Here is a 26,367-nt window from a genome sequence, read left to right on the forward strand (position 1 = left end):
GATGGCTGCTCTGCAGCGGTGACCACGGGCAGATGGTCGCTCCCGGAGATCATTCGGCCACCATTTCCCCTTGGTCGGCGATCCGGTACGCATGCGGCAGCTCGGACGACACCACGTGCACGGCGGGCCCGGGTATCACCTTCGTGCGACCCGACCCCCGCGCGGACGCCCCCGTCGAGCGCTCCCCGAGCGGCCTCGACCACTGAGAACCCAGGAAGCAACCAGCTAATCAGTCGCCGGATGACGAGGTGCCGCCGCTGTCTCCGCTGTCGCCCGAGTCGGCCGGTTCCGCGGTCTCCTCCGGCTCGTCGGTGGTGGTCTCCGACGGTTCCGCGGTCGACGGCTCGCCCTGCGGCGCGGCCGCGGCCGGGGCACCGAGCGGCAGCGGCGCGGGCAGCGCAGGTGCGCTCGGCAGGGGAAGCGACGGCGTGGGCAGCGGGACGGGCAGCGCCGGTGCGCTGGGCAGCGCGGGATCGGGCACCCCGGGGAGCGGAGGGAGGCTCGGCGCTTGCGGCAGCGGGGGCACGGCGGGCAGCGGCGCCGGGAGCGGCGGCAGCGGGAGCTGGGCGGGGGCGCCCGGATCGGCCGGAGCTTCCGGTCCGGCCGTCGCCGCGGCGGGCACGGCCAGCGGTGCGGGCTCGGCAGGCGCGGTCACCCGCGTGGTCACGAGCCCACCCAGCAGGTCGCCGACCGCGGTCAGGAGGTTGTCGATCGGGGCCTGCTGCGTTCCAGGGACGGGTACGGGTCCTGCCGCGGCGGCTCCCACGGCATCGGGCGGCAGCGGCTCCGCGGCGTAGGCGGTCGAGGTCCCGAGGCCGGTGGCGAGCACCCCGGCGGTCATCGCGGCGATCGACAGGGTTCTTGCGTTCCGACTCCGCATCGGGAGCCTCCCCAGGTCGGACGGACAGAACGCCCGGAATGATGCGTCTGGGGCTGGTGTGACACCAGGGGAAGGAGTTCGACGAGGCCGGAGGCCCCCACCCTCGGTGATCACGGATACCGGAACGGGTGTCCTCGATCGGGGGTTCTGGGCCCCGTTCGGTACGGCCGAGACGCGGACCTCGCTCGCGAGGATCGGCGGGTCGGGCGATTCGACCACACGTCCGGATGGGATGCGGGCCATGGCCGTATCCGATCGGTCAGGTGTCACACGCGGTGTAGCAACCTGCTCGTTCCGTGACGCAGCGTCAGCGGGAGAGCCGCTCCAGTCGTCGCGTCGTCGGCCACCGCACGGAGTGCACCCAGCCGAGCCGCTCGAAGATCCAGATGATGCGGGCCGAGATGTCGACCTGCCCGCGCTTGACGCCGTGCCGGGCGCAGGTGGGGTCGGCGTGGTGGAGGTTGTGCCACGACTCGCCGAACGAGAGCACCGCGAGCCACCAGACGTTCGCCGAGCGGTCGCGGGCGGCGAAGGGGCGGTGGCCGAACATGTGGCAGATCGAGTTGATCGACCACGTCACGTGGTGCAGCACCGCCACCCGCACCAGGCCCGCCCAGAACAGTGCGGTGAGCGCGCCCCACCAGGAGAGGGAGGCGAGCCCGCCGATCAGCGCGGGGACCAGCAGGCTGGCGAGCGTCAGCGGGAGGAAGAGCCGGTCGACGGCGACGATGTCGCGGTCGGCGAGCAGGTCGGGGGCGAAGCGGCGGGCGTTGGTGCGGTCGCGGCCCACGATCCACCCCATGTGCGCGTGCCAGAAGCCGCGGACCATCGCGGCCGCGCTCGTGCCGAACAGCCACGGCGAGTGCGGGTCGCCCTCCTTGTCGGAGAAGGCGTGGTGGCGGCGGTGGTCGGCGACCCAGCCGATCACGCCGCCCTGGAAGGCGGTGCTGCCGATCACCGCGAGGGCGATGCGCAGCGGCCGGTTCGCCTTGAACGAGCCGTGCGTGAAGTGCCGGTGGAAGCCGACCGTGACGCCGAGACCGGTGAGGTAGTAGAAGAAGACGGCGAGCCCGACGTCGAGCCAGCTCAGCCCCCAGCCCCAGGCGAGTGGGACGGCTGCCGCCAGCGCGAGCAGCGGCACGACCATGAACGCGACCACGAGGGCCTGCTCCGTGGCGGTCTTGCGCCCCTCGACGAGCGGGGCGGCGGCGGGCCGGTACTGGGCGGCAGCGGTCATGGGGCTCCTCTGGGGCGGGGCGGGTCAGGACCCGCGGACTCCAGGTCACGGTACGGCAACGACGGCCGGCCGCCGAGGCCTCGACCGGCCGCTCCGACCTCGATTCCCGCGTTCGGAGCAGACTTCCTGATCAGTGAAGTGGTAGGTTCTGACGCGGTTGCAGTCGTGTCTTCCTCGATCGTTGTGAAGCGTCCGTGGAGAGTGACGGTGGGCTTCGCAGGCGTTCGAGGGCATCCTCTTCGTCCAGCGGCGGTCCCGTGCACCCCCGGCCGGCACACAGTCGGCAGGGTCCGCTACACGTATGGAGAACAGGTATGCCCCAGGGCACCGTCAAGTGGTTCAACGCCGAGAAGGGCTTCGGCTTCATCGCCACCGACGACAACGGTCCGGACGTCTTCGTCCACTACTCGGCGATCCAGTCGGACGGGTTCCGCACGCTCGAGGAGAACCAGCGGGTCGAGTTCCAGTCGAGCCAGGGCGCCAAGGGGCCGCAGGCCGACACGGTCCGCCCGATCTGAGCAGTCCCGACCTGCACGAGAGGTGCCGGCGTCCCATGGGGGACGCCGGCACCTTTCTTTTGTGACGGGGTGCCGCTGGGCGGGGCGCGACAGCGACGACCGGTTCTCGTCTCCGTGACGGTGTGCGCACAGGCCGTCGATCCCCGGCCGCCAACCGGTCACCTGCCGTTAACCGGCGGTGAGTGAGCGCGTCCTCAGCGGACATCCCCGCTCGTCTCGGCGCTCGGGTCGATCGTCGCTGCGCGCCCCACTACCCGTTCCCGGCGCGTCATGCTCGGTGTTGTGCCTCACAGGAATGCGGCACGAGGCAGTAGCGAGACGAGTGGCACGGAGGTCATCAAGATGTCGGGCTGGGACAGCTACCGCGCGGTGTACGGCGCGGAGCTCCGCGCGGCTGCGCACGAGTTCGATGACCACGGTTGGCCGGTGGTGGCGGCGTCGCCCACCGCGCTGCTGCTCGTCACCGGCACCGCGCTGGACATCGTCGAGGTGCCGGCCGCGGTCGGCCGCCAGGTCTGCGCGCACCTGAGGGACACCGGGTCGGTGGTGCCGATCGCCGCCACGCCCACGGGCTCGTGGTGGTTCCCCGTCACCCCCGGCGCCGTGCTCCCCGCGGAGCTCCGCGACGTCGACGGTGTCGTCCTGCACACCGCGGGCACCGCCGTGCTCGCCCCGCCGTCCGAGGTCCCGGACGGCTGGGTGCACTGGCGGGTTGCTCCCGCGCTCACCGGCTACCGCGTCCCGGCGGCCGACACGATCCTCAACGCCGCCGCCGACGCGCTGCGGTGGCGTGCCGACCGGAACGCGCACCCGGGCGCCCAGCGGCCCGCCGGTGCCCTGGCGGTCGGGATGCGGTCCTCGCTGATGTAGGACCGCCGACCGGCGACCGGTTCGCCCCCGTTGACGCGGCTCGTCGCGCCGCGCCGGGGGTACCGGGACCGCCGGTGGTGCGGCGCCCGGGGGAGCGCTCCTCCCCCGTAGCGCGGCCGCACCACGAACGTGGCCGGGGTCGGTGGAGCACCACCGACCCCGGCCAGAGCCATCCCCGGGCACTATGGGTGCGTGCAAACCTCGCAGTCCCCTCGCACGGACGCGCCGGGCCGCCGTCCCGTCGTGGAGGTCGGGCTCGGATTCGGCCGGATGGATGCCGCTGCTCGGCAACGGGACCTGCGGAAGATGAAGTCGCTGGCCACCGGCCTGCTCCTCGTCGCAACGGTGATCTTCCTCGCCATGCGCTGGTGGGAGGTGAGCGGCGGGCCGGCGTGGGTGGGGTACGTCCGCGCGATGGCCGAGGCCGGGATGGTCGGTGCGCTGGCCGACTGGTTCGCGGTCACCGCCCTGTTCCGGCGACCGCTGGGGCTGCCCATCCCGCACACGGCGATCATCCCGACGAAGAAGGACGCGCTGGGCGAGAACCTGGGCGACTTCGTCGGCGAGAACTTCCTCTCCGAGGACGTCGTGCGCGACAAGCTGGCCCGCGTCGAGGTCTCCTCCCGGGTCGGCGCGTGGATCGGCCAGGAGGCCAACGCCGACCGCATCACCGCCGAGCTCGCCACCGCCGCCCGGGGCGTGGTCACGGTCCTGCGTGACGACGCCGTGCAGGAGGTCATCGAGCAGGTCCTGGTGCGCAAGCTGATGGAGCGCCCGGTCGGCCCACCGCTGGGCACGGTCCTGCAGGGCGTGCTCGCCGACGGCGCGCACCACCGCCTGGTCGACCTGGTCTGCGACCGCGCGTACGACTGGGTCAGCGCCAACCACGACACGGTGCTGCGGATCGTGCACGACCGCGCCCCGGCCTGGTCGCCCCGGTTCGTCGACGACCTGATCGCCGACCGCGTCTTCCTCGAGGTCCAGAACTTCGCCTGGGCGGTGAAGACCGACCCGGAGCACCCGTTGCGCAAGGCCGTCGACACGTTCCTCGTCGAGTTCGCGAGCGACCTGCAGAACGATCCGGAGACCATCGAGCGGGCGGAGCGGATCAAGCACCAGATCGTCGGCCACCCGGACGTCCAGAAGTTCATCGGCCAGGCGTGGGCGACGGTGAAGGGCCTCATCCTGGACGCGGCGGCCGACCCGTCCAGCGCGCTGCGCACCCGGGTGCGCGACGGGCTCGTGGCGCTGGGCACCCGGCTCGCCACCGACGCCGAGATGCGCGCGAAGGTCGACGGCTGGCTCGGCGACGCCGCAGGCTATGTGGTGCGGCACTACCGAGCCGAGATCACCACGCTGATCACCGACACCGTCGAGCGCTGGGACGCGGAGGAGACCTCCCGCAAGGTCGAGCTGCAGGTCGGTCGCGACCTGCAGTTCATCCGGATCAACGGCACCGTGGTCGGCTCGCTGGCCGGGCTGGTGATCTACACCGTGGGTCAGCTCGCGTTCGGAGGCTGAGACCGCCCCGGGCGTCGCACACCAACGGTGGGGCCGGCACACGAACCGCAGTTGGTGTGCGAGCGCTGCGCTTGGTGTGTGAGTGCCGGCGCGCGAGTGTGGTCGGCGTCATCCACCTGCGCAATCAGGGTGCTTGCAACAGCTAGCAGTCGTGCGTACCGTCGATGGGGACGCACGGAGGTGAGCGCGAGTGGCAGCGACGGAGCGGCCCTCCCAGCCGGGTGACACCGGCCCGGGGGAGCGCGTCGGGCACGCGGTCGGGCAGGTGGGCCACGTGGTCGAGCAGGCGGGGCACGCCGTCGGCCAGGCCGTCGACGACATCGGCACCTACATCCGCACCCAGCGGGAAGGTGCGCAGGTGTCGCTGCGGCAGCTCGCACGCGCCGCCGGCGTCAGCAACCCCTACCTCAGCCAGATCGAGCGGGGGCTGCGCAAGCCGTCCGCCGAGATCCTCCAGCAGATCGCGAAAGGTCTGCGGATCTCCGCGGAGGCCCTGTACGTGAAGGCCGGGATCCTCGACGAGAAGCCGGCGAGCGCCGTCGCCGACGCCGTGCTCGCCGATCCGGGCCTGACGGAGCGCCAGAAGCAGGTGCTCCTCGACATCTACCAGTCATTCAGGCGGGAGCACGACTCGTCGCCACCAGAGGAGTGATCACCATGGCCGTGGACCTTCCGACCACCGCCGACGTCCGCAAGGCCCGCCACGACGCGGCCAAGACCGCTGCCCAGCGTGCCGAGGTCGCGCGTACGCCGCTGCTCGCCGTGCTCGGTGCGGGCGAGCTCGCCGTCAGCGCCGTGTCCAAGGCCGTCGCCGCCGCGCGGGTTCAGGCCGAGGGCGTGCAGCACCGGGTCGCCGAGCTGCCGCAGCACCTGAACGGCGAGGAGCTGCGCAAGGCCGTCGCCGAGCTGCGCGTGCAGGCCGGCCACACCTACGCCGACTTCGCCCAGCACGGCGAGCGCACCTGGTGGCGCCTCCGCGAGCAGCCGCAGGTGAAGGAGGCCATCGCTCGTCTCAGCACCTACACCGGCAAGCTCGACTCCCGGGTCGACGACATCGTCGACGACGCCCGTGACGCCACCGAGAAGGCGCTCGCGGCCGTCAGCACGCAGACGCGGTCCACCGGTGAGCGGCTGGCCAAGGCCACGCAGCGCTTCAGCGGCCGCGCGGCCGAGACGGTCACCGAGGTGGGCGAGGACGCCTCGAGGACCGTTGCGCACGCCGGCGCCGAGGCGGCCGAGACCATCTCGGAGGCGGGCACCGAGGCCGCGCGCGAGACGCGCAGCACCACCCGCAGGGCCGCCAACCGGACGGCTCCGAAGGCCGAGCCGACGTCGAGCCCGAGCAAGCCGGCCGCCCGCCGGAACAACTCGGGGAACGGTTCCAGGTCCAGCAGCTGACCCGCTGCGTCCACCCGACGCCCCCGAGGGCTCCCGTGCCTCGGGGGCGTCGGCGCACGTCGGTGACCGGTCCGCAGCGACCGTTGAACCGGCCCGGGGATGTGCCTTGACCGTGATCACACGTACTCTGGTCCTGTGAGCCTGCTGTACAACCTCGACAACTGGGTGCTGTGGGCCATCTGGCTGCTCGCCATCCCCGTGGGCGGCTACGCGTTCGTCCACGCGCTGATGCAGCGCGCCGACGCGTTCACGGCAGCCGACAAGCTCACCAAGCCCGCATGGCTCGGGATCACCGGGGCCAGCGCATTGGTGCTCATCTTCTTCCAGGGCGGTCCGCTCGGCAGCGGCGCCCTGTTCTGGCTGGCCGCGCTCGTGGCCGTGCTGGTGTACATCGTCGACGTCAAGCCGGCCGTGGTCGGCGTGCAAGGTGGTGGGCAGCGCTGGTGACCGACTGGTCCGTTCTCGGCACGCTGCAGGCAGTTCCCGCACTCGACCGGCCCGACCTCCTCGGCGACCCCGTCGCCCACGCGCTCAAGGCCCTCGACCCCGCCGACGCCGCGCTCGTCGGCGTCGCGGAGATCGACCCGGGCCTGGCCGACACCGCGCAGTTCTGCGCCGCCTACTCCTCCCCGCTCGACCGATCCGCCAACTGCGTGGTCGTGGCCGGCAGGCGCGGCGGGGACACCCGCTACGCGGCCTGCCTGGTGCTCGCCACCACGCGGGCCGACGTCAACGGGCTGGTCCGCAAGCGGCTGGACGCCCGCAAGGCCTCGTTCGCGCCGATGGACGACGCCGTCGAGCACACCGGCATGGAGTACGGCGGCATCACGGCGATCGGCCTGCCCGACGGCTGGCCGCTCCTCGTCGACGCCGCGGTCGCGGCCGCCCCCGCCGTCGTGATCGGTAGCGGGATCCGCGGCTCCAAGCTCGCGCTGCCCGGCGAGCTGGCTGCCCGGCTCCCGGGTGCCGAGGTCGTGGAGGGCCTCGGCCGGTAGGAACCCCCGCAGGGCCGTGGGGTGTGCGAGGAGCCCGCTCCGCGCGCGGCTATGCGTACGGGGCCAGGCCGTTTCGTAGCAGGTCGAACGCGTGGTCGGCCTCGGCCAGCGCGAGTGACGCGAGCTCGTCGGCGCTCCGGCCCTCGTTGATCCGGCGTTGGTTGGTGTTCGCCAGCTCCTGCAGAACCGTCAGCACCTGGCTGGCCCCCAAGCGGGCGGTGAGCTCCTGGTGGGCCACGCCGTCGGTCGTCTCGAGCAGGGCGGATGTGAGCGCGTCGACGCTGCGGGCGTGGTAGTGCAGCAGGGCCGAGCGCAGCGTCGGCGTCTCGGCGACGAGGCGGTGGAACGCGACGACCGCCGGGACGTCGCACAGCCCGGTGATCGGGTCGCGGCGCTCCAGTGCCGCGCGTTGGTGGCGGTGGAGCGCCTCGAGCGGGGTCTCGCCCGCGAACCGGGCGCGGACGACGCGGGCGGCCTCGTCCTCGTGGTCGGCGAAGCGGTGGAGGACGAGGTCGTCCTTCGTGGGGAAGTAGGCGAACAGGGTGCGCTTCGAGACCTCGGCCGCCTCGGCGATCTCGGCCACGGGGACGGCGTCGTAGCCGCGCTCCAGGAACAGCGCGATCGCCGCCTCCGAGATCGCCCGGCGCGTGCGCGCCTTCTTCCGTTCCCTCAGACCGAGCTGCGCGTCCACAGGGCAACTCTACATCTGGTTGATTTCTGCACTCGGTCTACTTATGCTCTCGGTGTGAAAACTGGACATGAGGTGGTCGTGGTGGGCGCTGGACCGACGGGGTTGTTCCTCGCGTGCGAGCTGGCGCTGGCGGGTGTGGACGTCGCTGTCGTCGAGCGGGAGGCGGTGCCGAGCGGCCAGTCCCGCGGCGGCGGGGTGAACCAGCGCAGCGCGGAGGTGCTGGCGATGCGCGGCCTGCTCGATGCCGTGACCGAGCGCGCCGTCCCGCGGGAGTCGGTCGGCGGGCACTTCGCGTTCCTGCCGGTCCCGCTCGACGCGCGTCCGTGGCGCACGCGCTACCCGGACGGCATCATGATCCCGCAGGACCGACTCGAGCAGATCCTCGAAACGCGCCTGCGTGAGCTCGGGGTGCGGGTGCGGCGGAGCACCGAGCTGGTCGGCCTCGTCCAGGACTCCGACGGGGTCGAGGCGACCGTCTCCGACGGCCGCGTTCGTGGTCGCTACCTCGTGGCCTGCGACGGCGGGCACAGCGCCGTCCGGAAGCTCGTCGGCGCGGACTTCCCGGGGCAGGCCGGCACCATGGCCGCGGTCAGTGCCGACATCGAGCTCGCCTCGGCGGGGGAGACGGTGCCGCGGACCGTCGGCCACATCAGCACGATGATGCGGCCCGGCGGCGGGTACTGGATGATGCTCCACCCGCTGGACGGGGAGGGTGGGCGCGTCGCCGGCTACCGCGCTGTCTTCGGCGGCCCGCCGCAGGCGGCCCTCCCGCGCACGGCGCCCGTGACCGCGGACGAGGTCGCCGCGGCGCTCACCGCCGTTCACGGCCCGGACACGGTGCTCGCGCGGCTGCGGTGGGGCACGCGCTTCTCCGACGCGCACCGGCAGCTGGCGCAGTACCGCCATGGCCGCGTCCTGTTCGCGGGCGACGCCGCGCACATCCACCTGCCGATCGGAGGGCAGGGGCTCAATCTCGGGCTGCAGGACGCGATGAACCTGGGCTGGAAGCTCGCCGGGGTCGTGGCCGGACGCTCTCCGGAGGCCCTGCTGGACACCTACCATGACGAGCGGCACCCGGTCGCCGCGCGCGTCCTCGCCACCGTCCGTGCGCAACGGGTGATCGCGTTCCCGTCCCCGGAGGCGGATGACGTGCGCGGGCTGCGGGAGATCGTGATGGACATGGCCCGTCTCCCGGACGGCAACGAGTACCTGGCCGGGCTGATGTCGGGTCTCGCGATCCGCTACGACCTCGGCGACCCCGACCCGCTCGTCGGTGCCCGCATGATCGACCTCGCGCTCGGGACGCAGGACGGCGTCACCACCGTGAGCGCGTTGCTCCGCGCCGGGCGGGGCCTGCTCCTCGATCTCGACGCGCCGCTCGCCCCGGTGCACGAGGTCGCCTGGGGCGTCGACCGGATCCCGGCGCGGGTCGTCGGATCGCCGGTGGGGACGGACGTCGGCGCGGCGAGGGTGCTGGTGCGGCCGGACGGGTACGTCGGCTGGGTCGGGCGGGAGCCGCACGAGCGGCCGGACGCCGCGCTGGCCAGGTGCTTCGCGGGAAGCGCCCAGGAGGCGCCTGCGTTGCTCGGGTGAGGCCGACGCGGCTTGAGCCGGTCCCGCTCAAGGTTCCTGCGTTCGCGGACAGCGGAATTACTTGAACACTGGAATGGCGACAACGGTGTAAGCGTTGGGCAGGGCATGACAGAGACGCTGAAGCTGCCGGTGCTTCCGCTCGCCGACTCGGTGCTGCTGCCCGGCATGGTGGTTCCCGTCCGGCTCGACGAGCCGGAAATCCAGGCAGCGGTCGATGCAGCCAACAGCGTCGATCGCAAGGTCCTCGTCGTTCCCCGCCCCGACGGCCGGTACGCCGCCGTGGGCACCATCGCCGTCCTCGAGCAGGTGGGACGCCTGCCCAGCGGGGAGCGCGCGGCCGTGGTGCGCGGCGAGGGCCGCGCGCAGATCGGGTCCGGCGTCACCGGGCCCGGTGCGGCGCTGTGGGTGGAGGCCACCCCGGTGCCCGACCAGCCCGTGACCGGCCGGATGACCGAGCTCGCCAAGGACTACAAGGCCCTCGTCATCGGGATCCTGCAGGAGCGCGGTGCGTGGCAGGTCGTCGACTCGGTGCAGCAGATCACCGACCCCGGCCAGCTCGCCGACACCTCGGGCTGGGCCTCCTACCTCGACCTGGACCAGAAGCTGCAGCTGCTCGCCGAGACCGACGTCGTCAAGCGGCTCGAGCTGCTGCTGGAGTGGACCAAGGCGCACGTCGCGGAGCAGGAGGTCTCCGAGAAGATCGCCCAGGACGTCCGCGAGGGCATGGAGAAGACCCAGCGCGAGTTCCTGCTGCGCCAGCAGCTCGCCGCGATCCGCAAGGAGCTGGGTGAGCTCGACCCGGACTCGCAGGACGACTCCGCCGACTACCGCACGCGCGTCGAGAACGCCGACCTGCCCGAGCACGTCCGCAAGGCCGCGCTCACCGAGGTGGGCAAGCTGGAGCGGGCGTCGGACCAGAGCCCGGAGTCGGGCTGGATCCGCACGTGGCTCGACACGGTCCTCGACATGCCGTGGAACACGCGCACCGAGGACACCGACGACCTGGTCGCGGCTCGTGCCGTGCTGGACGCCGACCACGCGGGCCTCGACGACGTCAAGGAACGGCTGATCGAGTTCCTCGCGGTGCGCGCGCGGCGTGCCCGTTTGGGCATGGAGAAGGTCGGCGGCCGCGGCTCCGGTGCCGTGCTGGCGCTGGTCGGCCCGCCCGGTGTCGGCAAGACGTCGCTGGGTGAGTCGGTCGCCCGCGCGCTGGGCCGCAAGTTCGTGCGCGTCGCGCTCGGCGGCGTGCGGGACGAGGCCGAGATCCGCGGCCACCGCCGCACGTACGTCGGCGCGCTGCCCGGCCGGATCGTCCGCGCGATCCGCGAGGCGGGCTCGGCGAACCCGGTGGTGCTGCTCGACGAGATCGACAAGGTCGGCAGCGACTTCCGCGGTGACCCCACGGCCGCGCTGCTCGAGGTGCTCGACCCCGCGCAGAACCACACGTTCCGCGACCACTACCTCGAGGTCGACCTCGACCTGTCCGACGTGCTGTTCCTGGCCACCGCCAACGTCGGCGAGGCCATCCCCGGCCCGCTGGCCGACCGCATGGAGTGGGTGCAGCTCGACGGCTACACCGAGCAGGAGAAGGTCGCCATCGCGCGCGACCACCTGCTGCCGCGCCAGATCGAGAAGGCCGGTCTGGAGCCGTCCGACGTCGACTTCTCCGACGTGGCGCTGTCGATGATCGCCGCCGAGTACACGCGCGAGGCCGGCGTGCGGCAGCTGGAGCGGGGCCTGGCCAAGGTCCTGCGCAAGGTGGCCGTGAAGCTGGACGGCGGCGCCGAGGCGCCGGTCCACGTCGACGCGGACGCGCTCGTCGGCTACCTTGGCCGGCCGAAGTTCACGCCCGAGACCGCCGAGCGGACGTCCGTGCCGGGCGTCGCGACGGGTCTGGCCGTCACCGGGGCCGGTGGCGACGTGCTCTTCATCGAGGCGACGGCGATGGAGGGCGACCCGGGCCTGACGCTGACCGGCCAGCTGGGCGACGTGATGAAGGAGTCCGTCTCGATCGCGCTGTCCTACCTGCGGTCGAAGGGGCTCGCCGGCGACCTGGCGCAGCGCAAGCTGCACGTCCACGTGCCGGCGGGCGCGGTGCCGAAGGACGGGCCGAGCGCCGGCATCACGATGACCACCGCGCTGGCGTCGCTCGCGAGCGGACGGCCGGTGAAGTCGTCGGTGGGCATGACCGGTGAGGTCACGCTGCAGGGCAAGGTGCTGCCGATCGGCGGCGTCAAGCAGAAGCTGCTGGCGGCCCACCGCGCCGGGCTGACCGACGTGATCATCCCGAAGCGCAACGAGCCCGACCTCGACGATCTCCCGGAGTCGGTGCGCGGGGAGCTGCGGGTGCACCCGGTGGCCGACGTCGCGGAGGTGCTGGAGCTGGCCCTGGAGCCGGCGCCGGTCGCGGCCGTCGCCTGACCGATCGACGAACGGCACCCTCGTCCGCACCTACCGGCGAGGGTGCCGTTCGTGCGTGCGGGGGCGGGCTGAACGGGTGGTGCGTCCGCTTCACCCGTTCGCGTGTCCGGTGCCGGCCCCGAGGTGCAGTTCGGCCTCCTGTTCTGGGAGATCGAGCGAGGAGTGGACGGCCTGCGCGCCTGCCGTGAGGCGGCGTCGCTCCTGCCGTCGGATCTCGGCATCTTCGTCGCCGGCGCCCTGTCGGCGCCGCCCGCGCCGTTCGTGCCCCCCGAGCACCAGGGCCGGATCGGCCACGCCCTCCTGGTCGCCGGCTTCGGTTCGGCGGAGGAGCACGCCGGGGCGCTCGCCCCCGTGCGCGACCTGTGCCCGCCGACGTTCGAGTTCCTCACCCCGATGCCGTACCCGGCGTTGCAGCAGCTGTTCGACGCCGAGCTCCACTCCGGCATCCGGATGTACGACAAGGCGCTCTACCTCGTCGAGCTGACCGACGACGCGATCACGGTGCTGACCGAGCGGGCGACCGGGAAGTCGGCCCCGCTGTCGTTCATGCCGATCTTCGCGCTGCACGGGGCCGTCAGCGAGGTCGGCGACGAGGCGACCGCCTACGGCGGGCTGCGCACGCCGCACTGGGTCGTCGACGTGTCGGCGACGAGCGATGACCCCGAGGTGTTCGCCGCGGACCGCACATGGGCCCAGTCGGTCTGGGACGCGCTGCGCCCGCTCGCCGGCAATGCGGGCAGCTACGTCAACTTCATCTCGGAGCTGGACGCGGACGACCGCGTGCGCGCGTCGTACGGCCCCGCGAAGTTCGGCAGGCTCGCGCAGATCAAGGGTCAGTACGACCCGGGCAACCTCTTCCACCGCAACGCGAACATCAAGCCGGTCTAGCCGGCAGCCGCGTGCGGGTGGTTCCCGTCGACCACCGTTCGCGCGTACGTCGCAGCTCATCCCGCCGCTCACGTGGTCGAGGCATGTGGACGCGGATTCGAGGAGGCCCGCCATGACCCGGACAGCGAGCGCAGGGATCGAGGCCTTGCGTGCCGAGATGACGGGGCCGGTCATCGTCCCCGGCGACCCGCGGTACGACGACGCCCGTGACGTCTGGAACGGCGCCATCGACCGGCGTCCAGCGGTGATCGCGAGGTGCGCGTCGCCGCACGACGTCGTGGCCGCCATCAGGTTCGCCCAGGAGCAGGGACTGGAGATCGCGGTCCGAGGGGTGGCCACAGCTATCCCGGCGCCTCCGTGGTCGACGACGGGGTCGTGGTCGACCTGAGCGAGATCCGGCACGTCACCGTCGATCCGGCAGCCCGGCGGGCCCGCTGCGGTGGGGGCTGCACGTGGGCCGACGTCGACGCCGCCACCCAGCAGCACGGCCTCGCCGTCACCGGGGGCATGGTCAGCCACACCGGTATCGGCGGCCTGACCCTCGGCGGGGGCGTCGGCTGGCTGATGCACCGGCACGGTCTCGTCGTCGACAACCTGGTCGCCGCGGAGGTCGTGCTGGCCGACGGGCGCATCGTGCGCACATCGGCCGAGCGACTGCCGGATCTGTTCTGGGCGGTGCGCGGCGGAGGGGGGAACTTCGGCGTCGTCACCGAGTTCGAGTACCGGCTGCACCCGGTCGGACCGGAGGTGCACCTGGCGTTCCTCTTCTGGCCGCAGGACCAGATGGAAGCGGCCCTGAAGCTGAGCCGCGACACGGCCCGCCGCCTCCCGCCCGACTCGGCCGGGATCCCGTTCGCGCTGAACGCGCCCCCCGCCCCGTTCGTGCCCGAGGAGCTGCACGGCGCACTGGGCTGCGCGTTCCTGGTCGCCGGGTTCGGGACCGCGGAGGAGCACGCCGCGCTCGTCGAGCCGATCGTGCAGGCGTTGCCGCCTGCGGTGCGGTTCGTCACGCCGATGCCCTACACGGCGCTCCAGCAGATGTTCGACGAGGCTCCGTTCGCCTGGGGCGTCCAGGCGTACACGCGGGGGCTCTACTTCGACCGCTTCAGCGACGACGCGATCAGCGTGCTCGCCGAGCACCTGCCGCGGAAGAGCTCTCCGCTGACCGCCGTGCCGATGTTCCTGTTCACCGGGGCCTGCGCGGAGGTCGGTGACGACGACACGGCCTTCGGCGGCAGCCGGTCCGCCGAGTGCATGCTCGTCATCGACGTCATCGCCACGGACGCCGAAACGCTGGCGGCGGACCGCACCTGGGCCCGCACGATGTGGGACGCCCTGCGCCCCCTCGCAACGAACACGGGCAGCTACGTGAACGCCCTCGCCGAGCAGGACGACGACCGCATCCGCGACTCGTACGGCCGGGGCAAGTACGAGCGCCTCGCCGAGATCAAGGCGATCTACGACCCGGGCAACCTCTTCCACCGCAACGCGAACATCAAGCCCGCCTGACGGTCGCCTGTATCAGGCCAGGTCGGGCCGGCTCCTCCACTGGTGCAGACCAACAGGGGGAGTCGATGACGAACACGGTGGGCAGCGCGGTCGATGCGCTGCGTGCGGCGATGGCCGGGCAGGTGCTGCAACCGGGCGATCCGGACTACAACCGGGCCGCCCTGATCTGGAACGGTGCCATCGACCGGTCGCCCGCGGTCGTCGCGCGCTGCGCGTCACCGGCCGACGTGGCCGCCGCATTGCAGTGGGGGCAGGAGAGCGGCATCGAGATCGCGGTGCGCGGCGGCGGTCACAACGTCTCGGGCGCCGCCGTGATCGACGGCGGGTTGACGATCGACCTCGGCCTGCTCACCACCGTCGTCGTCGACCCGCTCGCGCGGCGGGCGCGCTGCGGCGGTGGGGCGACCCTCGCCCAGCTCGACGCCGCCTGCCAGGAGCACGGCCTCGCCGTGCCGGCCGGCACGATCAGCCACACCGGCGTCGCAGGCCTGACGCTCGGTGGTGGGTTCGGCTGGCTGTCGCCGATGGCCGGGTTGACGATCGACAACCTGATCTCGGTGGAGGTCGTCCTCGTCGACGGGCGGGTGGTGCGGGCGAGCACGCACGAGCACCCCGACCTGTTCTGGGCGCTGCGCGGGGGCGGCGGCAACTTCGGGGTGGTCACCGAGTTCGAGTTCCAGCTGCACCCGGTCGGCCCGCTGGTCCACCTCGGGATGTTCTTCTTCGAGCTGGACCGGGCCGAGGAGGCGATCCGGCTCGGCCGGAAGTTCTTCGGCGACGCCCCGCGCAATGCAGGCGGAGCCGTCGTCGGCCTGAACGCGCCACCCGCGCCGTTCGTCCCGGAGGAGGCCCACTTCGCACCCGGGGTCGCGCTCGTGGTGGCCGGGTTCGGCGCCGCGGACGAGCACGCGCGCATGATCGCGCCGCTGCGGGAGGCGGAGCCGCTGTTCGAGCTCGTCACGCCCATGCCCTATGTCGCGATGCAGCAGATGCTCGACGAGGGCTCGCCGTGGGGTGTGCACGCCTACACCAAGGGCCTCTACCTGGACGAGCTGGCCGACGACGCGGTCGACGTGGTCGCCGCGCGCCTGAGGGCGAAGTCGTCGCCGATGTCGCAGCTGCTGCTGTTCCCGATGGGTGGCGCCTTCGGCGACGTGCCCGACGAGGCCACGGCCTTCGGCGGGCGCCGCTCGGCGAAGTTCGCTGTGGTGATCGACGCCATCGTGCCCGAGCCGGGCATGTTCGATGCCGAGCGGCAGTGGGCGCGGTCCACGTGGGAGGCCGTGCGGCCGTTCGCCGCCGACGCGGGCACCTACGTGAACATGATGAGCGAGTTCGACGAGGACCGGGTCCGCGTGTCGTACGGCGCGAAGTACGAGCGGCTGTCGCTGATCAAGACGGTGTACGACCCGCGCAACGTCCTGCACGCGAACGCCAACATCAAGCCCGCCTGACTGGAATGGACGGGTGCCGCGCGGCATTCTCCCGGGCATGACCTTCGCACTCCCGGACACCGAGTTCGGCGCTCGCGCCGCCCGGCACCTGACCGACGACGTCGTCGCCTGGCTCACGCTCGTCGACGCATCGGGCACCCCGCAGCCCGCGCCCGTCTGGTTCTTGTGGGACGGCTCGTCGGCCCTCGTCTACAGCATGGGCACCGCCAAGCGGCTGGAGCACCTGCGGGCCAACCCGCGCGTCGCGCTGCACTTCGACAGCGAGGACGCCGCGGCGCACGTCGTGGTGCTCACGGGCGAGGCGGCGGTGGACGAGGACACGCCGCCGGTGCACGAGAACCCGGAGTACCTGGCGAAGTACGGCGAACGCATCACGGGGGGCTGGGGGAGCGCGGAGAAGTTCGCGTCGATCTACTCGGTGCCCGTGCGCATCCACCCGAAGCGGGTGCGCGGGCATTGAGGTGTCGTGAGCGGATACGAGTGCTCTAGCACTCGTATCCGCTCACGGGTCCTGGTCACGGGAAGACCACGGTCTTGTTGCCGTGCACGAGCACCCTGTCCTCCAGGTGCCAGCGCAGCCCGCGGGCGAGGACGAGGCGCTCGATGTCGCGGCCGCGGCGGACCATGTCGGCGGCGGTGTCGCCGTGGTCGACCCGGATCACGTCCTGCTCGATGATCGGGCCGGCGTCGAGCTCCGGGGTGACGTAGTGGCAGGTGGCGCCGATCAGCTTGACACCGCGCGCGTAGGCCTGGTGGTAGGGCCGCGCGCCGACGAACGACGGCAGGAAGCTGTGGTGGATGTTGATCGCGCGCCCGGCCCAGGCGCGGCACAGCTCGGGCGGCAGGATCTGCATGAACCTGGCGAGCACCACGGCGTGCGGGTCGTGCTGGTCCACGAGCCGGCCCACCTCGGCGAACGCTTCGGCCTTCGCGGCGGTGCGGGCCTGCGGGTCGCCACCGGGCGGCGGGAAGGGCACGTGGTGGAAGGGCACGCCGTGGGCGCGCACGATCGGGCCGAGCCCGTCGTGGTTGCCGATGACCGCGGCCAGCCGGACGGGGAGCTCCCCGGCGGCGACGCGGCCGAGGATGTCGTGCATGCAGTGGGCTTCCTCGCTCACCAGCAGGACGATGCGCTTCGGCTCACGGGTGTCGGTGACCGTCCACGTGGTGTCCCCGCCCAGCTTGGCGGCCACCGAGGCGAACCGTTCGCGCAGCTCCCGCGCGTCGAACGGCAACGAGTCGGCCCGCACGACCTGCCGGGTGAAGAACCAGCCGGTGCCGGGGTCGGAGTGGTAGCCGGCCTCCACGATCCAGCCGCCCGCGTCGGCCAGGAAGGTGGCGATGCGCGCGACGATCCCCGTGGTGTCCGGGCAGCTCAACGTGATGACGTACCGGTGCTCGGCTGCGGGGTCCACGAGACGATGGTGCCCGGTCACCGCGCCTTCTCGGCCAGCCACTCGTGGGTGAAGGCCGCTTCCGCGGCGAGGAGACCCTGCACCTGCTCCCCGACCACGCCCTCGATCTTCCCGCCGATCAACGGCACCGCGATCCGCACGTCGGCGCGGACGCTCAGCTCGCTGCCGCCGTCCGGCAGGTCCCGCAGCCGCATGGCGCCGTCGGCGGACCCGGGTGCACCGGGGATCGCGACGTCGAACTCGCCCAGGTAGCGGCCGCTGTCCTGCCGGGTCCACCGCTCGTTGCGCTCGATCGTGATGTCGCCGGGCAGGACCGTGCGCACCACGGACGGCAGGTCCTTGGCGTCGAGGCCGTGCCTCAGCCGGTAGCGCGCACCCCCGACGTCCGCCGAGTGCTCCAGGAGGCTCGCCCGGGGCCCGCCGATCCGCTCCAGGCGGGCGCGCAGGTAGTCGGGGTCGACCATCGTGGCGTAGACCTCGTCCGCGGTGTGCGGATAGGTGGACCGGTAGTCGATCTGCCGGGACATGAGCGGAGGCTACTAGTCGGGGGCACGGGTTCGCCCTTCGCCGACCTGCCTTACCGTTGGCGCCCGTGCCCGTACCCGACGTGCTCCCGCCGCCGACTCAGCGGCTCGCGCCGCTGACGACCCTGCGGCTGGGCGGTCCGGCGAGCAGGTTCGTCGAGGCGACGTCGGCGGACGCGGTGGTACGGGCGGTGCGCGCCGCCGACGCCGCAGGCGAGCCGCTGCTGCTGCTCGGCGGCGGTTCCAACGTCGTGATCGCCGACGAGGGCTGGCCGGGCACGGTCGTGCGCGTCGCGAACACCGGGCGCACGGTCGAGCGGCGCCCGGACGGCTCGGTGCTGCTCACGGTGGAGGCGGGCACCGACTGGGACGACGTGGTCGCGGCCTGCGTCGCCGACGGGTGGGGTGGGCTCGAGTGCCTGTCCGGGATCCCGGGGCGCACCGGGGCCACGCCCGTGCAGAACGTCGGCGCGTACGGGGTGGAGGTCGCCGACCTGCTCGTCGACATCGACCTGTACGACCGGCGGACCGGCGCGGTCCGGTCCCACGTGCCCGCGGCGGACCTCGGCCTCGCCTACCGCACCAGCGTGCTGAAGGGCCGCGACGACGCCGTGGTGCTGCGGGTGCGGTTCGCGTTGCCCGGCACCGCCAGCAGCGCGCCCGTCCGGTATCCCGAGCTCGCGCGGACCCTGGGCGTCGAGCCGGGTGCGCAGGTACCGGCGGCGGTGGCGCGGGAGGCGGTGCTCGACCTGCGCCGCGGCAAGGGCATGGTGCTCGACCCGGACGACCACGACACGTGGAGCGCGGGCTCCTTCTTCACCAACCCCGTGCTGCCCGCCGATCGGGTTCCGCCGGACGCACCGCGCTTCCCGGCCGCGCCGGGGACGGCGAAGGTGCCCGCGGCCTGGCTGATCGAGCGGGCGGGCTTCCGGCGCGGCCATCCCGGCCCCGGTGGGCGGGTGGCGCTCTCGGGCAAGCACGTGCTCGCGCTCACCAACCGCGGTGGGGGTACCACCGCCGGGTTGCTCGCGCTGGCTCGCGAGGTGCGTGACGGCGTGCGGTCACAGTGGGGAGTGACACTGTCGCCCGAACCGGTTCTCGTGGGATGCACGATCTGACCCCCGCGTAATCTGGTTCAGGGCTCGCTGCCGGACAACCCTCGGCACTTCGGCGCGTCTGTAGCAGTGGGGAGCTCTGGCAAGGGGGACTCGGTTTTGCGCAGGATCCTGCTGGCACTGGCGGTCGTTCTCGTCGGCCTGCTCGGAGTGGTGACGATCGCCACGGCCGACCCTTCGGGGCGCGTGAGCGACGCGGTGGCGCCACCGGTGCTGGAACCGCCGGCCACGCTCGCGTACTCGCCCGGCGCGGACGCGTCGGGTGTCGACCCGCGGGCGTCGGCAACGGTGTCCGTCACCGACGGCACGCTCGACACCGTCACGTTGACCGGCCCGAACGGCAAGGCCGTCGAGGGCGAGCCGAACGCCGACCGCACCGAGTGGAGCACCACCGCGGAGCTCGAGTACGGCACCACCTACACCTGGGGCGGCAGCGCCACCGGCCGCGACGGCACGCCCGTTCCCCTGCAGGGGTCCTTCACCACGGTGGCGCCGAAGAACACCGTGCGCGGCGTCATCAACATCGGCGACGGGCGCACCGTCGGCGTCGGGGCGCCCATCCGGATCCAGTTCGACGAGCACATCGACGACCGCGCGGCCGTCGAGCGCGCGCTGTCGGTCGAGACGTCGGTCCCGGTCGAGGGCGGGTGGGGCTGGCTGCCCGACGAGGGTGGCGGGTCGCGGGTGGACTGGCGGCCGCGCGAGTACTGGCCGGCGAACACCAAGGTCACGGTCACGGCCGACCTGTTCGGCGTGCCCTACGGCGGGGGCAACTACGGGTCTTCGGACATCAGCAGCACGTTCCAGATCGGGCGCTCGCAGATCGTCAAGGCCGACGCCTCGAGCCACGAGGTGGAGGTCATCCGCGACGGCAAGAAGGTGTTCGACTTCCCGGCGAGCTACGGGCTCGACTCCGACCCGCGGCGCAACACCCGCACCGGGGTCCACGTCGTCACCGAGAAGTTCCCGGAGCGGCGGATGGTGAGCCAGCAGTTCGGCTACGACGTGAACATGAAGTGGGCCGTCCGGATCAGCAACAACGGCGAGTTCCTCCACGCCCAGCCCGCCACGGTGGGGGTGCAGGGCTCGTCGAACGTCAGCCACGGCTGCATCAACCTCTCCACCGACAACGCCAAGGCCTACTACGACACCGCGATGTACGGCGACCCCGTCGAGGTCACCGGCACCAACGTCAAGCTGTCGGCCCGGGACGGTGACATCTGGGACTGGACGCTGTCCTGGGACGAGTGGAAGGGCCTGTCGGCTCTGGACGGCTGACCGACGGCTTGCTAACCCAGGTCGACCTGCCCGTTCGCGACGAGCCAGTCCAGGGCTTCCCGCAGCGCCTCCTGGGCCGTGTACCGGGGCGTGTAGCCCAGCACCGCGCGGGCACGCTCGATGCTGGCGCTGATCGAGCGGGACACGTGCTCGCGGGTCTGCCGGGCGTACTCCCCGGCGACCCGCGACTCGAACTCCGGCCAGTCCACGAGGTCGAGCACGGGGTCGCGCCCGAACCACCCCGCTACCTCGTGCGCAAGGCCCAGTGAGGTCATCGCCTGCTCCGCGACGACGTGGAAGCTCGACCCGATCGCCGCCGGGCGGGCCAGCGCTCGCTCGAACGCCTGCGCCACGTCGTCGGCGTGCACGTGGTGCAGGACGCCGAGGCCGAGGTCGGGCAGCGGCAGCGGCGTGCCCTGCGCGAGAGCCCGCCACACGCCGGGGTCGAGGTTGCCCGCCGGGGTGATGACCGGCCAGCCGGGCCCGCTGATGTGCCCTGGGTGCAGCACGACGCTCGGGACACCTCCGCTGCGGGTCTCCCGGTGCAGCAGCCGCTCGATCGCGGCCTTGCCGGTGCCGTAGTCGCCCACCGGCGTGCGCGGCTCGTCCTCGGTGACCGGAACCCGGTGCACGGGGCCGTGCACCCAGATCGTGCCGCAGTGCAGGAGCAGCGGGCGGACGGGCCGCAGTGCCTCCACCAGCAGTCCGGCCGACTCCGGCGTGAAGCACACCAGGTCCACGACGACGTCGGGTTCCATGGCCGCGACCGTGGTCCCGAACGTGCCCGCCGCGTCCTCGGCATCACGGTCCACGACGACCCGCTCGACGCGCGACCACTCGGGCGTCGCGTGATAGGGCTCCCGGGTGCCGCGGCTCAGTGCGACGACCTCGTGGCCGCAGCGCACGAGGCGGGGAACCAGGTAGGAACCGATGTGCCCGGTCGCCCCGACCACCACCACCCGCATCCTTGGATCATGCTCCGTTCCGGAGGGGTAGTCCACGCGGTGGCCGGGTACGCGCGGACATGCGACCCGACGAGCTGAGCGACCAGGTCGAGACCCGCGCCGTGCCGCTGCCCGAGGAGGAGCGGGCGGAGGAGGGTGGCGAGGACCACCGCGCCGAGGCGCGGGAGATCCTGCGCGACTCCGAGCAGCGGATCGGCGAGGCGGCGAGGGGTGCCCGCCCGGCGGACGCGGCCCGGGAGAACCGCCCCACCGAGGAGACGGCAGGCCCCTGATCAGCGGGCGCGGAGCAGAGCCGCCGCGTCCCGGACGGTCGTGCGGATGCGGTAGAGGCTCGTGCTGGCCGCGACGTACGCGGTGCGGCCGTCGTCGCCGCCGAAGCACAGGTTCGCGATCTTCTCAGGCACCGGGATGCGGAGCAGCTGGGTGCCTGCGGGGTCGAATACCTGCACGGAGTCGTGGCTCGACGTCCAGACGTTGCCGTGCTCGTCCACCCGGAACCCGTCGGGCACGCCCGGCTCCACCACCACGAACTCGCGGCCGTTCTTGCACAGCCTGCCGTCGAACACGTCGTAGACGTGGATGGAGTGGCCACCGGGACGGGCCGGGTCGCGTTCCCCGCTCGGCGGGGACATGCCGGAGTCGGCGACGTACAGCAGCGACTCGTCGGGGGAGAAGGCCAGGCCGTTCGGCGTCTCGACGTCGATCACGGCGGGGACCACCGAGCCGTCGCGCGGGTCGAAGCGGAAGACGTAGTGGTCGCCGTACTCGAGCTCCCCGGTGTGTCCCTCGGTGGGCTTCATGATCCCGTACGACGGGTCGGTGAACCAGATCGTGCCGTCGCTCTTCACGACCACGTCGTTGGGCGAGTTGAACCGGGCGCCCGCCCACCGGTCGACGACGCTCTCCACGGCGCCGTCGCGGTCGCGCTCCACCCGCCGCCTGCCGTGGGAGCACTGGATCACCGAGCCGTCCAGGTCGAGCGTGCGGCCGTTGGTGAACTCGACGTTCTCCTGGTAGACGCTCAGCTCGCCGCTGCTCTCCGTGAACTGGAGGATGCGGTTGTTGGGGATGTCGCTGTAGCGCACGGTGCGGTCGGCCGCGATCCAGACCGGGCCCTCCGCCCAGATCGAGCCGGTGGCCACCTTCTCCAGCGCGGCGCCGGCTTCGAGCAGGTCGCTCACTTCTCACACCTCCGTCGGGCCGGCGGCCCCCGTCGTCGCGGTCCTGGTCGCCACGGTCTCCGTCATCCGGGCCAGCGGCAGCAGCCCCAGCAGGCAGATCACGGCCAGCACGACGTAGTGCACCGTGAACCCGCCGCTGTCGATGATCAATCCGGCCACCGGGGCGGCGAGCACACCGGACACGCCGAGCGCGATGCCGATCATGATCCCCATCGCGGTGCCGGCCGCGCGCGGCACCGAGTCGATGAGCAGCGCGTACACCACGGGGAACGGCGCGTTGCGGAACAGGCCCCACGCGAGCAGCACGATCCACGCGCTCGCCGGGCTGGTGATGAGGATCATCGCCAGCATGCTCGCGGCCCAGCCGATCACCAGGAACCGGATGGCGAACTTGCGCCCCGCGTGGTCGGACCACGCGCCCCACACCACCTGCCCGATCCAGCCGGTGAGGCCGGAGGCACCGGAGAGCAGGGCGGCGAGCCCGAGGTCGATGCCCTGGTTCACGAGCTGCCCCGTCAGGAACGTGACCGCGGCGGTCTCCGCCCACAGGAACAGGAAGATCAGCACGACCGACCAGCGGACGTTCGGGCTGGCCAGGGCGTCCTTGACGGGTCCGAGCCCGAGGCCCTTCGGACGGGTGGACAGCTCGGGCAGGGGCTTCGTGTACCCGTGGGCGTCGATCCAGTCGTAGACGCGTCGCTGGTTGCGCCGGGTGCCGATGAACGCCTGGAGCACCATGATCGGGATCCCGAGCAGCGGGATGAGCAGGAACGCCTCCTGCCAGCCCGCGAAGCCGAGCACGGCCGCGATCAGCGCGCCCGTGAGGAACTGCCCGAGCGGGAAACCGGTGTGGTGCACGCCCACCGCGAAGCCGCGGAACTGCTTGGGCCACCACTCGCTCACCAGCGCCACGTTCACCGGCTCCGAGCCACCGCGGCTGATCCCCATCGGGATGCGCAGCAGGAGGAACGCCGCGAAGCTGCCGGCAAGGCCGAACGTCAGCGCACCGCCGAGGATCCCGATCAGCATCGCGATGTTCCAGGTCCAGGAGCGGCGGTACCCGGTGCCGATGCGGTCCGACAGCCAGCCGAACAGCAGAGCTCCGACGATCAGGCCGCCGAAGAACACCGAGTTCACCAGCCCGGCCTGGGCCGCGTTGAGCCCGAAGTCCTTCTGGATCGCCGGCAGGACGGCGGGCAGGATGCCGCCGTCCACGGCGGTCATCAGGATCGCGCCGGTGGTGACGACCAAGGTCGCCCAGGACAGCGGGTGCGCGCGGGGGACCCAGGACCGGCCGTGCGCGGCCAGCGGCTCGTCGGACATTGCGACCTCGATGGCGCGTCGGAGGAGGGGAGCGCTGCTGATCAGCGCCGCCATCCTCCGCTCCGGATCACCCCGTCGTCAACCACTCATCAGACGTTTCGATGGGCTCGCGTGGCGCTCGCCTGTGCCCGCGGCTTCACCACGATCTGGTCGAGGTTCACGTTCGACGGCCGGGTGGCGGCGAACGCGATCACGTCGGCCACGTCGTCGGGGGTGAGCGGGGTGATCCCGCGGTAGACGCCCGCCGCCCGCTCCTCGTCGCCGGCGAAGCGGACCAGCGAGAACTCGGTCTCCACCATGCCCGGCAGCACCTCGGTGAGCCGCACCGGCTGCCCGAGCAGCTCGCCGCGCAGCGTCCGGTGCAGCACCGACTGCGCGTGCTTCGCACCCGTGTACCCGGCGCCGTTGTCGTAGATCTCGACGGCCGCGATCGAGGTGACCGTGACGATGTGCCCGTCGCCGGACGCCACCAACGCCGGGAGCAGCGCCTTCGTGACGCGCAGGGTGCCCATCACGTTGGCCTCGAACATCCAGCGCCACGCGTCCTCGTCGGCCTCGGCGACCGGTTCGAGTCCCTTCGCGCCCCCGGCGTTGTTGATCAGCAGCCGGCAGTCCGGGACGGCCGCGGCGAACGCCGCCACCGACTCGCCGTCCGTGACGTCGAGCCGGATCGCGGTGCCGTCGATCTCGGAGGCGATCTCGGCGCAGCGAGCGACCCGGCGCGCACCCAGCACGACGTGGAAGCCGGCCTTGGCCAGGGCGCGGGCGGTGGCAGCGCCGATGCCGGAGCTGGCGCCGGTGACGACGGCGGTAGGTCGAGCGGTCATGCCGCAACCCTATGTCGGGCTACTCGAGGCCTTGCTGGGCTGTGCGGGAGCCGCGGCGGGCCGCCGCGCGCTGCCAGGCGAAGATCCCGTAGCCCACGGCGCCGAGGAACGCGCCCGCGAGGCAGGCGGTGAACCAGATGTCGAGCGGACGTACGCCCAGGAGCGCGGCGACGAGGAGCGCGGCGGCGGCCACCAGCCACAGCGCGGCGCCCACGACCGCGACCAGCGCCGGCCGCGAGAGCCGGGGCGGGAGCGGCGGGGGCGAGATCACGCCGCCGAGCCTAGGGGAGTGCGCCGGCCAGACGCTCCCCTTACCCTGCGCGCGTGATCGAACGCCTCTTCCGCGTCTCCGAACGCGGCTCCACGGTCGGCCGCGAGCTGCGCGGTGGTCTCGTGACGTTCGTGACGATGGCCTACATCGTCGTGCTGAACCCCTTGATCATCGGCAGCTTCACGCCGGGCGGGCCGGGCGCCAAGCCGGACGCGCTGGGCAACGTCCTCTCGGTGCCGCAGGTCGCGGCCGTCACGGCGCTCGTGGCCGGTGTGATGACGCTGGCGTTCGGGCTGATCGTGAACTACCCGTTCGCGATCGCCACCGGCCTCGGGATCAACGCGTTCGTCGCGGTGACCCTCGCGCCGCTGATGAGCTGGCCGGAGGCCATGGGTCTGATCGTGGTCGAGGGCCTCCTGGTCGTGGTGCTCGCGGCCACGGGCTTCCGCACGATGATCTTCAACATCGTCCCGGCGTCGCTCAAGGCCGCGATCGCCGTGGGGATCGGGTTGTTCATCGCCTTCATCGGGCTGGTGGACGCCGGTTTCGTCCGCCGGGTGCCCGACGCGGCGGGCACCACCGTGCCGGTCGGTCTCGGCATCGAGAACTCGATCGCGTCCTGGCCGACCTTCGTGTTCGTGGTCGGGCTGCTCGTGACGGGCACGCTCGTGGCCCGCGGAGTGCGGGGCGGGATCCTGATCGGGATCGCGATCACCACGGTGATCGCGATCAGCGTGGAGGCGATCGCGCAGGTCGGGCCGTCCGCCGGCACGAACCCGCGCGGCTGGGGCCTCTCGGTGCCCACGCTCCCGGAGAGCGTCGTCGGCCTCCCCGACCTCTCCCTGGTGGGCGCGTTCTCGTTCGGTGCGTTCACCCACGTCGACCTGCTGACCGTGGTGCTGCTGGTGTTCACCCTCGTGCTGGCCGACTTCTTCGACACGATGGGCACGATCACCGGGCTCGGCCGCCAGGCCGGGTTCATCCGTGAGGACGGGCAGCTGCCCAGGGTCGGGCCCGCGCTGATCGTCGACGCCGCCGGGGCGGTGGCCGGTGGCGCCGCGTCGTCCTCGTCCAACACCGTGTTCGTCGAGTCGGCGTCCGGGATCGCCGAGGGCGCGCGCACCGGCCTCGCCAGCGTGCTCACGGGCGCGCTGTTCCTGCTGGCGATGTTCCTCACCCCGCTCTACTCCGTGGTGCCGATCGAGGCGGCGGCGCCCGCGCTGGTGGTCGTCGGCGCGCTGATGGTCCGGCAGATCACCGACATCGACCTCGCCGACTTCCGGGTGGCGCTCCCGGCGTTCCTGACGATCGTGGTCATGCCGTTCACGTACTCGATCGCCAACGGCATCGGGGCCGGGTTCGTCTCCTACGTCGTGCTGGCGGCGGCGACCGGCCGCGCGCGGGAGGTGCACTGGCTGATGTGGGTGGTGGCGCTGGCGTTCGTGGGGTACTTCGCGGTGGGGCCGCTGCAGGCGTTGTTCGGCGTCGCCTGA

General features: G+C 72.4%; 28 protein-coding genes. 18 read left to right on the forward strand and 10 right to left on the reverse strand.

Features of this window, described 5'->3' with window-relative positions; translation table 11 throughout:
* Positions 1–229 precede the first annotated feature (229 nt).
* Both ABEA81_RS20705 and ABEA81_RS20710 read right to left on the reverse strand, forming a co-directional pair.
* Complete coding sequence (locus ABEA81_RS20705; RefSeq protein ID WP_345606888.1) at positions 230–880, reverse strand: hypothetical protein; 651 nt, start codon at positions 878–880, stop codon at positions 230–232.
* Positions 881–1,187: 307 nt separating this feature from the next.
* A complete protein-coding gene (locus tag ABEA81_RS20710; protein ID WP_345606889.1) occupies positions 1,188–2,117 on the reverse strand; it encodes an acyl-CoA desaturase in 930 nt (309 codons plus the stop codon).
* A 314-nt stretch (positions 2,118–2,431) separates the two neighbouring features.
* Between ABEA81_RS20710 and ABEA81_RS20715 the strand changes: the two genes are divergently transcribed.
* The 7 genes from ABEA81_RS20715 to ABEA81_RS20745 all read left to right on the forward strand — a co-directional run bounded on the left by ABEA81_RS20715 (position 2,432) and on the right by ABEA81_RS20745 (position 7,419).
* Positions 2,432–2,635, forward strand: coding sequence for a cold-shock protein (locus tag ABEA81_RS20715; protein WP_075951945.1), 204 nt, complete (start codon positions 2,432–2,434; stop codon positions 2,633–2,635).
* Between the two features lie 342 nt (positions 2,636–2,977).
* Complete coding sequence (locus ABEA81_RS20720; protein WP_345606890.1) at positions 2,978–3,505, forward strand: hypothetical protein; 528 nt, start codon at positions 2,978–2,980, stop codon at positions 3,503–3,505.
* A gap of 270 nt (positions 3,506–3,775) precedes the next feature.
* Positions 3,776–5,026 (forward strand): DUF445 domain-containing protein, encoded by a 1,251-nt coding sequence (locus tag ABEA81_RS20725; RefSeq protein WP_345607026.1) that lies wholly within the window; start codon positions 3,776–3,778, stop codon positions 5,024–5,026.
* Positions 5,027–5,291: 265 nt separating this feature from the next.
* Positions 5,292–5,678: a helix-turn-helix domain-containing protein gene (locus ABEA81_RS20730; protein WP_345607027.1), complete on the forward strand. Its 387-nt coding sequence runs from the start codon at positions 5,292–5,294 to the stop codon at positions 5,676–5,678.
* Positions 5,679–5,683: 5 nt separating this feature from the next.
* On the forward strand, positions 5,684–6,424 hold the full coding sequence (locus tag ABEA81_RS20735) for a hypothetical protein (RefSeq protein ID WP_345606891.1): 741 nt from the start codon (positions 5,684–5,686) through the stop codon (positions 6,422–6,424).
* Between the two features lie 99 nt (positions 6,425–6,523).
* The gene (locus tag ABEA81_RS20740) at positions 6,524–6,871 is read left to right on the forward strand and encodes a DUF2516 family protein (RefSeq protein ID WP_425570620.1); all 348 of its coding nucleotides are present in this window, start codon (positions 6,524–6,526) and stop codon (positions 6,869–6,871) included.
* The gene (locus ABEA81_RS20745) at positions 6,865–7,419 is read left to right on the forward strand and encodes a YbaK/EbsC family protein (RefSeq protein ID WP_425570626.1); all 555 of its coding nucleotides are present in this window, start codon (positions 6,865–6,867) and stop codon (positions 7,417–7,419) included. The genes ABEA81_RS20740 and ABEA81_RS20745 overlap by 7 nt, the downstream gene beginning before the upstream one ends.
* A 49-nt stretch (positions 7,420–7,468) precedes the next feature.
* On the opposite strand, the gene ABEA81_RS20750 is transcribed toward ABEA81_RS20745, so the two are convergent.
* Complete coding sequence (locus tag ABEA81_RS20750) at positions 7,469–8,110, reverse strand: TetR/AcrR family transcriptional regulator (RefSeq protein WP_345606894.1); 642 nt, start codon at positions 8,108–8,110, stop codon at positions 7,469–7,471.
* A gap of 54 nt (positions 8,111–8,164) precedes the next feature.
* On the opposite strand from ABEA81_RS20750, the gene ABEA81_RS20755 reads away from it, so the two are divergent.
* The 7 genes from ABEA81_RS20755 to ABEA81_RS20785 all read left to right on the forward strand — a co-directional run bounded on the left by ABEA81_RS20755 (position 8,165) and on the right by ABEA81_RS20785 (position 16,435).
* Positions 8,165–9,703, forward strand: a complete 1,539-nt coding sequence (locus ABEA81_RS20755) for an FAD-dependent oxidoreductase (protein WP_345606895.1) — start codon at positions 8,165–8,167, stop codon at positions 9,701–9,703.
* A 105-nt stretch (positions 9,704–9,808) separates the two neighbouring features.
* Entirely contained in the window at positions 9,809–12,124 is a 2,316-nt protein-coding gene (gene lon / locus ABEA81_RS20760) for an endopeptidase La (protein ID WP_345606896.1), read from the forward strand.
* Between the two features lie 102 nt (positions 12,125–12,226).
* Positions 12,227–13,012: a BBE domain-containing protein gene (locus ABEA81_RS20765; protein WP_345606897.1), complete on the forward strand. Its 786-nt coding sequence runs from the start codon at positions 12,227–12,229 to the stop codon at positions 13,010–13,012.
* 112 nt (positions 13,013–13,124) lie between these two features.
* On the forward strand, positions 13,125–13,400 hold the full coding sequence (locus tag ABEA81_RS20770; RefSeq protein WP_345606898.1) for a hypothetical protein: 276 nt from the start codon (positions 13,125–13,127) through the stop codon (positions 13,398–13,400).
* A complete protein-coding gene (locus ABEA81_RS20775; RefSeq protein ID WP_345606899.1) occupies positions 13,388–14,521 on the forward strand; it encodes an FAD-binding oxidoreductase in 1,134 nt (377 codons plus the stop codon). Before ABEA81_RS20770 ends, ABEA81_RS20775 begins: the two co-directional genes overlap by 13 nt.
* Positions 14,522–14,586: 65 nt before the next feature.
* Positions 14,587–15,975, forward strand: a complete 1,389-nt coding sequence (locus tag ABEA81_RS20780) for an FAD-binding oxidoreductase (RefSeq protein ID WP_345606900.1) — start codon at positions 14,587–14,589, stop codon at positions 15,973–15,975.
* A gap of 37 nt (positions 15,976–16,012) precedes the next feature.
* Positions 16,013–16,435: a TIGR03667 family PPOX class F420-dependent oxidoreductase gene (locus ABEA81_RS20785; RefSeq protein WP_345606901.1), complete on the forward strand. Its 423-nt coding sequence runs from the start codon at positions 16,013–16,015 to the stop codon at positions 16,433–16,435.
* Positions 16,436–16,490: 55 nt separating this feature from the next.
* On the opposite strand, the gene purU is transcribed toward ABEA81_RS20785, so the two are convergent.
* Entirely contained in the window at positions 16,491–17,390 is a 900-nt protein-coding gene (gene purU / locus ABEA81_RS20790; protein ID WP_345606902.1) for a formyltetrahydrofolate deformylase, read from the reverse strand.
* A gap of 17 nt (positions 17,391–17,407) precedes the next feature.
* Positions 17,408–17,917: a DUF2505 domain-containing protein gene (locus ABEA81_RS20795; protein ID WP_345606903.1), complete on the reverse strand. Its 510-nt coding sequence runs from the start codon at positions 17,915–17,917 to the stop codon at positions 17,408–17,410.
* 65 nt (positions 17,918–17,982) lie between these two features.
* On the opposite strand from ABEA81_RS20795, the gene ABEA81_RS20800 reads away from it, so the two are divergent.
* Together ABEA81_RS20800 and ABEA81_RS20805 are read left to right on the forward strand one after the other, a co-directional pair.
* Positions 17,983–19,032: a UDP-N-acetylmuramate dehydrogenase gene (locus ABEA81_RS20800; protein ID WP_345606904.1), complete on the forward strand. Its 1,050-nt coding sequence runs from the start codon at positions 17,983–17,985 to the stop codon at positions 19,030–19,032.
* Between the two features lie 96 nt (positions 19,033–19,128).
* Positions 19,129–20,307, forward strand: coding sequence for a L,D-transpeptidase (locus tag ABEA81_RS20805; protein ID WP_345606905.1), 1,179 nt, complete (start codon positions 19,129–19,131; stop codon positions 20,305–20,307).
* 11 nt (positions 20,308–20,318) lie between these two features.
* Here ABEA81_RS20805 and ABEA81_RS20810 read toward each other — a convergent pair whose 3' ends face one another.
* The gene (locus ABEA81_RS20810) at positions 20,319–21,272 is read right to left on the reverse strand and encodes an NAD-dependent epimerase/dehydratase family protein (protein ID WP_345606906.1); all 954 of its coding nucleotides are present in this window, start codon (positions 21,270–21,272) and stop codon (positions 20,319–20,321) included.
* A gap of 59 nt (positions 21,273–21,331) precedes the next feature.
* On the opposite strand from ABEA81_RS20810, the gene ABEA81_RS20815 reads away from it, so the two are divergent.
* The gene (locus tag ABEA81_RS20815; protein ID WP_345606907.1) at positions 21,332–21,544 is read left to right on the forward strand and encodes a hypothetical protein; all 213 of its coding nucleotides are present in this window, start codon (positions 21,332–21,334) and stop codon (positions 21,542–21,544) included.
* On the opposite strand, the gene ABEA81_RS20820 is transcribed toward ABEA81_RS20815, so the two are convergent.
* From ABEA81_RS20820 to ABEA81_RS20835, 4 genes are all read right to left on the reverse strand, one after another.
* Entirely contained in the window at positions 21,545–22,453 is a 909-nt protein-coding gene (locus ABEA81_RS20820; protein WP_345606908.1) for an SMP-30/gluconolactonase/LRE family protein, read from the reverse strand.
* Between the two features lie 3 nt (positions 22,454–22,456).
* On the reverse strand, positions 22,457–23,776 hold the full coding sequence (locus tag ABEA81_RS20825) for an MFS transporter (RefSeq protein ID WP_345606909.1): 1,320 nt from the start codon (positions 23,774–23,776) through the stop codon (positions 22,457–22,459).
* An 89-nt stretch (positions 23,777–23,865) separates the two neighbouring features.
* Positions 23,866–24,603 carry an SDR family NAD(P)-dependent oxidoreductase gene (locus ABEA81_RS20830; protein ID WP_345606911.1) on the reverse strand — a complete coding sequence of 246 codons (738 nt, stop codon included), beginning with the start codon at positions 24,601–24,603 and terminating at the stop codon, positions 23,866–23,868.
* A 19-nt stretch (positions 24,604–24,622) separates the two neighbouring features.
* Positions 24,623–24,874: a DUF2530 domain-containing protein gene (locus ABEA81_RS20835; protein WP_345606912.1), complete on the reverse strand. Its 252-nt coding sequence runs from the start codon at positions 24,872–24,874 to the stop codon at positions 24,623–24,625.
* A gap of 53 nt (positions 24,875–24,927) precedes the next feature.
* On the opposite strand from ABEA81_RS20835, the gene ABEA81_RS20840 reads away from it, so the two are divergent.
* Positions 24,928–26,367, forward strand: coding sequence for an NCS2 family permease (locus tag ABEA81_RS20840; protein WP_345606913.1), 1,440 nt, complete (start codon positions 24,928–24,930; stop codon positions 26,365–26,367).

Origin of the sequence: Pseudonocardia adelaidensis (assembly GCF_039543345.1) — a bacterium.
In the GTDB taxonomy this organism is placed as follows: domain Bacteria; phylum Actinomycetota; class Actinomycetes; order Mycobacteriales; family Pseudonocardiaceae; genus Pseudonocardia; species Pseudonocardia adelaidensis.